Origin of the sequence: Paenibacillus sp. TAF43_2 (genome assembly GCF_052113545.1) — a bacterium.
Classification (GTDB): Bacteria; Bacillota; Bacilli; order Paenibacillales; family Paenibacillaceae; genus Pristimantibacillus.
In genome coordinates, this window is the sequence record NZ_JBFRDK010000202.1 from 1 (window position 1) to 10,579 (window position 10,579).

Annotated in this window: 2 protein-coding genes; both read left to right on the forward strand. The window is 47.4% G+C overall.

Annotated features, from left to right (window positions below):
* Nucleotides 1-1,751 (forward strand): S-layer homology domain-containing protein (locus AB4Z17_RS28545; RefSeq protein WP_441963570.1); only part of this gene is annotated, 1,751 nt, incomplete at its 5' end.
* A 925-nt stretch (nt 1,752-2,676) separates the two neighbouring features.
* A partial coding sequence (locus AB4Z17_RS28550) for an immunoglobulin-like domain-containing protein (protein ID WP_441963572.1) occupies nt 2,677-10,579 on the forward strand: 7,903 nt, incomplete at its 3' end.

Sequence of the window (10,579 nt, forward strand, 5' to 3'; positions counted from 1 at the left end):
GAACGAATCTGTCCGGTGCAACGGCGGTGAAGTTCGGTGCAACGGAGGCGACGTCCTATACGGTGATCTCGGCGACACAAATCACGGCCATCGCCCCGGCGGGTAGTGCAGGAACGGTAGACGTAACGGTAACGACGCCGGGCGGTACATCGGCGACATCGGCAGCGGACCAATATACGAGGTTTGTTGTTACATACGCGATTAGCAAGTTGTCGGATGAGGAGCTAAATGCGCTGACTGTGGGCTATGCATCGGGGACGCAGGAAACGAAAACGGTCACAGTGACGCGAACGGGAACTGGCGACTTGGCGAGCTTGGCGACAGCGCTCGGCGGTACGAACGCCGGTAGCTTTACGATTACGCAGCCGACGGTGACAACGCTCAGTGGTKAGATGCCTTCGACGACCTTTACGTTAAAAGCGAATGACGGACTCGCCGCAGGGACATATAGGGCTACGGTAACAGTGTCGGCCGGAGGCATGACGCCGGTAACATTTACTGTATCGCAGGTTGTTAATAGCAGCAGTAGTGGTGGAACTACTCCTGTTGCTTCAACCCATTTGTATATTGACCAAAACGGCATTATGATTGACTCGGCAAAAATCGACAGCAGTAAGCCGTCCGTCACTCTTGAAGTTACACCAAAAGACGGCGTTGCCTATGTCAGAATACCAGCAAGTATTTTGACGAGCATTGAGGGCAAGAATGCTACCTTCTTCATCGAGATTAAGACCCTTTACGGTAGCTATCAAGTGCCGGTTAATCTGGCATCGCTCATTCCGGGTCTGAAAGACTTGCTAGCTAAGAATAACGTGAATAACGATGACATTAGCTTTAAAATCACGCTAACCGACAAGTCCGGCGACAAGGACATCCAAGCAGTATTTGCAAACAGCCTGCCGAATGGGCAAGCGATGGGTGCGATTGTAGATTTTCATATCGAAATCATAAACACCAAGACGGGACAAGCGATCGGAACGGCAGATAAGTTCAGCAAGGCGCTTACAAGAGTGATTCCGATGCCCAAGAGCGTAACAGGCATGCCTGCGCAATGGGGTGCATTCCGCTATAACGTAACGACAAGGAAATTGGAGTTTGTGGCAGCTGAGAAGAAACAGATTGAGGGCGTATGGGTTGTGAAGATCAGCTCCTATTCAAATAGTATCTACGTTGTGGCACAAAACACGGCAAGCTTTGCCGATGTACAGCAGCATTGGAGCAAATCTGATGTTGATATTGCTGCCGCGAAAGGTCTAGTCGAAGGCGTAGGCGGCGGATTGTATGATCCCAACAAAGCGGTAACCAGAGCAGAGTTTACTGCTATGTTAGTCCGGGCGCTTGGACGCGGCACATCTGATACGGACATGGCGCCTTATGACGATGTCAAACCAGGTACGTGGTATTCCGGCGAGGTAGCCACAGCGAAAGAGCTCGGACTGCTCGCCTTTGTGAAGGGAAACAACTTTACTCCTAATCAGCCGCTTACACGAGAGGAAATGGCTAATATGCTGGCAGCAGTGGCGAGACTTGAACAGTTGCCGATATCCAAAGAGCCGGTGAGCCTTAATGGCTTCAAGGATATCGGAAACGCGGATACAGCCTATCTTGAGGACGTTCGCCTGATGGTCAAGCTTCATATCATGACAGGCACGGGCGCAAATACGTTCGATCCGAAGGGGGAGACGACACGCGCGCAAGCGGCGGTTGTATTGATCAGGATGCTACAGACGCTGGGTTCAATCGATAGATAAGATTCATGGAAAAACCCGCTTGAGCAGATATCAAACTGTTTAGGCGGGTTTTCTATGTCTATGGTAATTAAACCGATTCCTGCGGCAGTCCACTTAGGGTAAAACACACCCATAAGAAAGAAATATCGAGTTTTTATATCCAGGCCTTTAGCTCAGCAGGGTGAGGATCCCCCTAGGCACCTCCAAACTATTAACTCAAACCACTTCATCTGAAGTGGTTTTTTTGGTGAAGCCTATTTGCTTTAGAAGATTACAGGAGGAATTGAAATTTAGGATTGAAATCAAGATTGAATTCAATCTAGGGTTGAGCTAGTTCATTGGAACGAGGAGGCAGGGGTTGACGAACTGGTAGATTTGAAAATTACAAGTTGAATGGTGATTGGGGACGATACCTCGTCCTATTCCTCGTACTCGATATATATTAAATGTAAGTATAGCGAGACGGCGCTCTGTTTTCATTAAATTAATATTGCCCCCGTAAAGGATAAGACTGCCTCATTGGAACTTTATTGCAACACTCGTATGATAAGATAAGTCCCCAATATACAAATCGTGTTCCGGGAACTTATTACAGGGTTAAAAGAAGTAGTGAGATTACGTTATTTGCACGTACGCTTATCGCTCTTTGAATCTTGTTATTTTTTTGAGCTCGTGAAAACGCTAACATCGGGTCAATTGTGGACGGGTGCGCATTTACAAGACTGGACATATGGAATAGTAGAGGTGATGCGGCAGCTAGCGTAAAAGCGGGAAAGTGTTGTCAGGCCACACATGAGGGGTTCATATTGGGTGTAAAGGATCACTTTTTTTGTGCACTACATAAAATCATAGAAAGTTTTGAATTTAGTATTTAAGTGAAGAAGTTTGAAAGAGTTATGGGATCTCTTCAAAACCTAAAAATAGGATATATGGAGGAAATTTGAGAATGAAAAAAAGACGATTATTAGCATCTTTACTTGTGACAGCGATGCTATTTACTTTGTTTTCTCCGCTTATGGCAGTCAGCGCGGCATGGGGAGATGACGTATCTCTTTTGACCGTAAATGCAGGGGCAGATGGTAATACGGCGACAAACGCCGATGCGCCGGACGGACAGAAAGCGTGGAGTTTAAACACCGGAACCTCAAAGGGCGGGGGGCCTTGGGATAACCTCTTCACGCCGAGCGTAGCGCCTCTAAAAGATGTATCCGCTTACAAGGACGGATACTTCGTTTTCGAGATGTATATTCCAAATGCGAGCTTTAAAAATATGCTAGGCAATAACTGGCTCGTCATCGTAAGCGACAGTAATCCCGCTGCGGATAAGTTCAACGCCGATTCTCGTCTCCAGCTTGATTTGAGCGGAGTCACAAATGCTGCAGTGGGCACATGGGCGACGGTCTATACGAAGTTATCTTCGTCAAGTGCCGTAGCCGGGAATTTCAATGACGCCTGGTTAGACAAAGTAACCAGACTAGCCATGCATCTGCAATGGGATACGAGTGTACCTAGCACTGACGTTTTCATAAAAAACCCGCGTTTCCAGAAAAGTAAGCTAGGCGTTCCGGTTTCACCTTCAACGGCTCCCGCACTTGATGTAGCAACAAAAACAGTAACTGCGAACGCACCGGCTAGCGGGCAAGCTGTGGAATTCGCAATAAGCGAAGATGGGATCGCTCCCGCAGCCGGCTGGGTGGATGGAAGCAAAAACGATAATGTTTATTCTCATCAATTTGCGACATTGCCTTCAGCGCAGACTTATTATGTATTTGCGCGGGCGAAAGCAGACAACAGCTACAACTTCATCGGCGCATCTTCAAGAATTACTGTAACGTCTATTGACGAACAAACATTGGTAAATGAGGCGGCGGCGTCTCTGACATGGGATGCGATTAAAGGCAGTAATACTTCGAATAACGATGTAAAATCACAACTCAGTCTTCCGACAACAATAGGGACAACTAACGTAGCATGGGCTTCGGACAATGCGGCAATAAGCAGTACCGGAGGCGTAAATCGTTTATTGAATAGGGAAGTAGACAAAACCGTCGTACTAACGGCGACAATAACCAAGGGTAATGCAAGTGCTATACAAACGTTTACCCTGACGGTGAGAGCTGTGCCGGCGGAGGTTAACGCCCGGGTTGCGACGTATTTTCCTAATATAGAAGAGGGAACAAGCAGCGCTATTGCGCCGGACGGAAATAACGCGGTTAAGTTGGGCGCTGGAAAAATAGGCGCCGGTGTTGAACGGCTTTGGGATGCCCGCTTTGTTAGCAGCAGCGGCAATCAGGATTTATCAGCTTATGCGAATCAATATTTTGTTTTTGATATGTATGTTACACATTCGGACCTTTTAAAGCTCAGCGGCAATAACTGGATCGCCATGGCAAGTGGCGGTAACAATCTTGACACCAATTCGCGTCTTAACCTTAATGTTAACGAAATCAAAAATGGAAAGGTTAATGAATGGATTACGGTTTATGCGCAATTATCAGCAGCCAATTCTCCGAATGGTTTCAATCCCGTTCATTTGGATACGGTACAGGCGGGGAGATTGCAAATGCAATGGTCTTCCGTACCCCAAGGCGACATCTATATAAAGAACCCGCGTTTTCAGAATACCGTGGATTCGCCGAAACCTATTCCTACAGCTGTTGAGGCAATGGGCAACGTTACGTTATTTTCAGCAGCGCCAACAAACGGCCAGGCTGTGCAGTTCGCAATCAACACCACTGGTAACGCTCCTGCGGTCGGCGATTGGATGACAGGTACTCTGGGTACAGGCGTTTATACTGCGACATTTACAAAACCAACAGGAAACATCTATTATACATTCGCACGCACGGCTCAAAATACGCAATATCCTTTCGCAGGAACGCATACAAGAGTTAAGGTGGAGCATCTTGACGACAATCAAGCAATATCGGACGCAGCTAATAAGCTGACATGGGACACGATTAGGAATTCGAATGTTATTCAATCCGAAGTAAGAACGGGGTTGACTCTTAAGACAACGGGTGCGAACGAAACGGCTATAGAATGGTCGGCTGAACCTGCAGGTATCATAAATACCGCTACTGGCAGTGTAACTCGCGACCCTGACGTAGGAAAAGCCGTAACCCTTACGGCGAAAATAACCAAAGGCAATGCAGCACCTGTTCATAAAATTTTCAATTTGACAGTAGCCAGTACGACTAACGAACTTGCTGAAGTGTTCATTGACTTCAACGTTCCTGAATCATTTGATGCAGTCGATACCATTGGAAGCGGTTTCGGCGACGGTGGAGATCCGGCCGGACCGTACAAAGGACTACAAGGCAAAGGCATAGGCATCAGCCTTATTGGAGACGGCGGTACCGCAGTGGATGTAGTCACTCAAAGCGGCGTAAACGCTGTGAAGATCGGCAACTTTATGTACGTCATTGTAGACGACCTTAAGCTTAAGCAAGCAAACAAGGTCGAATTAGCGGTCACCTACTGGAGACCGAGCGCAGCGGGCGGTATTTCGTTGCAGTATAACACCATATATCCCGGCAGCTTCTCTGGATTTGAAGCGTATAGATCAGCGAGCCTTCCGGCCACAGGAAGCGGAAACGCTTGGGTGACTTCAAAGGGTGTGCTTAACGGAGCTAATTTTGCGATAGGAGCACAAAACCAAGGCGCGCACTTCCGGATCGGTGCAGCCGGAGCAATCATACAGAGCATACGCATAACCGAAATTCCTCCAACGGATGAAGAAGCGGTAAAACTTGTTTCGGATGCGCTGACTTGGGACGCAATCAAGGGTACGAATACCAGACAGGATCTGGTTGAAACCAATTTGAATCTTGCTAAGGCGGGTTCATCGAATACGAACATTGTGTGGGCATCAACCAATAACACGGTGATCAACAGCAACACCGGCGCAGTAGTTCGTCAAGGAGTGAACACATTCGTAACACTCACGGCGACAGTAAGCAAAGGAACGGCAACACCCGTTGTTAAAACATTTAATATCGTCGTTCGCGGAACAGGGACCGGAACCGACGAGGAAGCGGTAAACGATATGTTGAATAAACTGACATGGAATTTAATCAAAGGCGTAAATGCTTCTGAGACTAATGTGACGACGAACTTAGTTCTCCCGTCCATGGGTGAAAATATGACGGATATTACATGGACGACCTCCGCTGCTGCCCTTATAACCACTGCAGGCGTGATACCGACAAACCGTCCGGACGGCGGAGGCGAGGTGACGCTCACGGCGACGGTAAAAAGAGGTCCTGTAGCCGCTCCTGTAACCAAGACTAAAACTTTTGTGCTCACAGTTCCGGATCGATATGATTACGCAAAACACATGAGAACGGCAATCGTTCAGGAACACGACGCGAAAGATTGGGCGATATCGGACTTTAACGTACTCGCTTTCGGTGCGAAAACAGCAGAGATGGCAGAAGCGGAAGGCTTAGTTGATTTCGATAACAGAGAGGCTTTCCAGGCGGCGATTGATGCGGCTTATAATGACGGCGGCGGCGTAGTATATATTCCGGCGGGAACCTTTGCGTTCTACACGGAAACTACCGGCACAATAAGCGTTCAAAGCACGACAGGCAGTACAACCTACGAATATAAACAGGTTTTAAATTTGCGGGCAGGCGTACAGCTCCGTGGCGAATGGGATAATCCGGATGCGGACGATTACGATGGTAAAATCGACGGAACTATTCTTGCAGTCTATGCCGGACATAATTCCGCCAATTATGACACGTATGTTGACTCTGACGAGAGAGAAAATCAGACTGGCGGCAAAAAAGTAGCTAACGTGTCCGATAGATTCATAGACATGGAACAAGGCACAGGTGTAACGAACCTTTCCGTATGGTATCCGAATCAAGATATAAATGCTACTACCACTGTTGAAAAGAGGAACGCAGATGGTCAGAAGACAGGGGAATTTGAGGATATAAAAGGAATTCCGTATCCGTGGACGTTCTATCAGAGAACCGGGAACAGCGTGACGCTTGATAACGTTACTCTTGTAAACGCGTGGGGAGGATTCATTTCCCTGCCGAGCGAAATGCATTATGTTGTGAACAGCAATATGACGGCTCTCTACAAGGGCATCGTGGTTCACACCTGTACAGATATCGGACGTATCGAGAACGTTGACATTGATCCGAAATACTGGGCAAATTCAGGTCTTGACGGCGCACCGTCTCTTGCGGATGCGAGAGCGTACACAAGAGAGAACGCTACCGGATTCATGATGCACCGATCAGATTGGGAATATGTCTCGGGATTGAATATTTCCGGGTATAAGACGGGGATGTGGATCGGAAGAGAACCTGGGGGCGACGAAGCACCGAACGCGCAATTCTATGGATTGAAAATCGAAGACAGCCAAACGGGTATATACATTGACAACGTTAACGGTTTCGGTCTGCTGCTCTCGAACTCGGAATTCGGAGGCGACACAGCAGTATATTTCAACGAACGTTTCGACACTTCTGTTCAATTCAACGGAGTTGCATTTAAAGGTCCGATTGTAAGCAACGCCAGAGGCGGAGTTATATCCTTTGAGGATAGCACGTTTGATGAATATGACAATTATGCGCTGAACTTCCTGGGCCGAGGAAGCGCATTAGTCAGTCAGAGCAATTTCAAACAGGCAGACAAACATGCACATTTTGGAGCAAACTTCGGAACATTCAAATCGGTAAATTCAGGTTATAACCTTAACATCGAGAGCGCTGACCTTGCCGCTCACATCGATAACCTTAAACTTGACGTTAAGGCTGACGGTAAAAACACGACTGTACAAATCGTTAATGATGTTGATTATCTATTTGAACCTATTCCGAAGGACGTAAAAACAGATATTGACGTACATCCTAGACCGACATCAAGCGCAGTGCTTAGACTTGACTTCCCGCGCTCGTTAACCGGCAACGCACCGACCGTAGATATATCTGCAAAGCTGCAGGAAGCTCTTGACTATATTAAAGCTAATCACGGCGGCGGTACGATCTATTTACCTGGTGGAAGATATAGACTGAATAGTCCTGTCATCGTTCCCGAGGGTGTTGAACTTAGAGGAACATGGGACGTACAGCACCATACACAAGGCGGTGGCACGGCGATCTTTACAGCGTACACCGGCGGGGCTGAGGGAGAAAACGGAAATTCTCTTATTCAGCTTAAGGCAAACGCAGGGCTCAGAGGACTTAACATTGCGCAAACGAATATAACGAGCGTCAATCTCGACAACCCTAACCTAACGCTAAAAACTCCGTTTTTGGTACAGGGACAAGGCGCAGGCGTATATGCAATCAATTTAACGATCCCAATTGGGGATAAAGGAATAGATCTGGCTTCCTATAAAACAGATGGTCACTATGTAGACTATTTAGGCGGCACGCTCCTCAGAGCAGGCATCTGGGTCGGAGGAGGCGCGGAAGGCGGATTTATTAGAAATATGCAATTCAATCCGCACTACGCTTTGAGACTTCCGGGAGGCCAAGGATATTCGGCACCTACCGGTGATTTGTACGGATTCGTACAAAGATACATGAGTGCGCTCAAATTCGCCGATGTGGAAGACCAAACGATTTTCAACAATTTCGTTTTCGGTTCGGTATACGGCATACACTTCCTGAAAAGAGACCTGGGGAACGGCGAATTCGCATACCCAGGAAAAATGACGATGATTGGTCACGGTTCGGATGGAACCACCTATGCTCTCTATGTGGAAGACGCTGACGAACACACCAAAATAATCGCGATCAACTCGGAATTGGTTAATACGAACATCACGACGGAGCCGAATAGAGCGTATGTCAGAATGGGAGATGCAGCTAATACCGCGAAAATCCACCAAGACGCTGAACTAGTCCTGTACAACAGCGCGTTCTGGGGAAGCCCGACCGTAGCGGGAGCGATCGTAAATAACGGTATCGTTCGCTTACAGCAAGCAAACTTCACTCAGCTGCCCGGCAACAACCCGGGTATTGATGTCCACGGCGGTAAGGCCCATGTATACACTTCTTACTTCCAGCCGTCCAAGAACGGCCAGAATAATAATGTGTATGCCATGCTGCGCGATAGCGGCACATCGGTAGAGCTTAGCAACAATTATTACGCATCCGGCTTGAGAAACAGCACCCCGGCGGGCAATCCGTACGGCATTTACGGCTCGGATTTATTGGCGGAACCGTTTGTATTCAACCTAACCAAAAACGGAGATAAACAACAATTCAACGTTAAGTATAATGTCGGAGGAAGAGCCTCTGCACCCGGAACATTAACAATTGTATCCCCGGCTTCTTATGCTAAAGATTTCACTCCCATTACATTTAACGCGCTTGCGGCTGGCGAATCCGTAACCGTAGATTTACCGTATTATGCTGCAGGTCTGATCACATTCAAACTTCAACTCGATGACGGAAAAGCATATACCTATACGGCAAAATTTGACGCAGCATACGCCGAAAAGGTAAGTCCTGCAGGTGCAGAAAATCCGGCAAAGAGTGCTGCAACTCCGGCATTTGTAATGGACACCAAAGATTATGTCACTTCAGGGACGTGGGATGGTCCGCAAGACCTCAGCGTAGGATCGCATTTCGCATGGGACGACAGCAATTTATACGCATACATTGTCGTTACAGACGACGTGCATTTTAATAGCCAAACCGGAGGGAATATTTGGAGAGAGGATAATTTGCAGTTAGGCATTGATTTACGCAATCCTGCAACCAACAGTACTACGCGGAATGAATTGGGGTTCGCGCTCACCAATGACAACAAAGAAGTAATATGGGCTTGGACTCGTCCGACAGGCGCCAATGCACCGACTGCTCCGATTACTGATATCGCAGCAAAGATTACGAGAGATGAAGATACGAAAACGACTATTTACGATTTAAAGATTCCGTTTAATACCGTTCATAATAATCCTGCATCGGAGCTCACGAACGGAAGAATCGGAATATCAATCATGCTCAATGAATCTGACAGCTCGCGTGAATCAGACAGCACCAGATCCACCTTTGAGGTTGAAAGTGGACAATTAAAAAATTCAAGTTCATTTACCGACCTATATCTGTTAGGCGCAGGCAAATACAATGAAATGCTTGAAGCATCGGCAAGCGCTGCCGTTTCAAAGGCTCTCGCGTCTGGATCAGCTGCCGATAACGCTATAGCTCGCAACTTTGTCGCTATTATGGCAGACGGCGAAGTTAAGACCGATCTTCTTAACAAAATTAAACCAATCGTTCAGGATAGCGAAATCAGCAAAGCTGCTGCTGAATTTGATCTGAACCCTAGCAACCAGCAAGCAATTGCAATAAAGCTGGAGCTTAAAGGGAATACACTGACAGCCATTAAGAACGGCAGTACACAGCTGCAGGCTGGAACTGATTTTGTTGTGAATAGTGATCGGATCACGTTTACGACGGCTTACTTGGCGAAATTACAAAAAGGTACTGCGAAGCTAACGTTTGAGTTTAGCGCAGGACAGCCGCAGGTGTTGACGATTACAGTAGTTGATACAACGCCTGACAACAACAACGGCGGTAACAATGGCGGCAACAACGGTGGCAACACCGGCGGAAATCAAGAGAACCAGATTGAATTGAAGGATATTGCCGGACACTGGGCAGAAGCTGCGATTCGCAAGGCAGTGACTAAAGGTTTTGTGGTTGGCTACAAGGATCAAACCTTCAAGCCAAATGCGGCAGTAACCCGTGCGGAATTTGCAGTGATGTTATTCCGTGCATTGACTGTACAAAGTGATGGAAAGCAGCATGCCTTTAATGATGAAGCTGACATTGCTCCATGGGCAAAAGAAGCGCTTGAGCAGGCTGTATCAG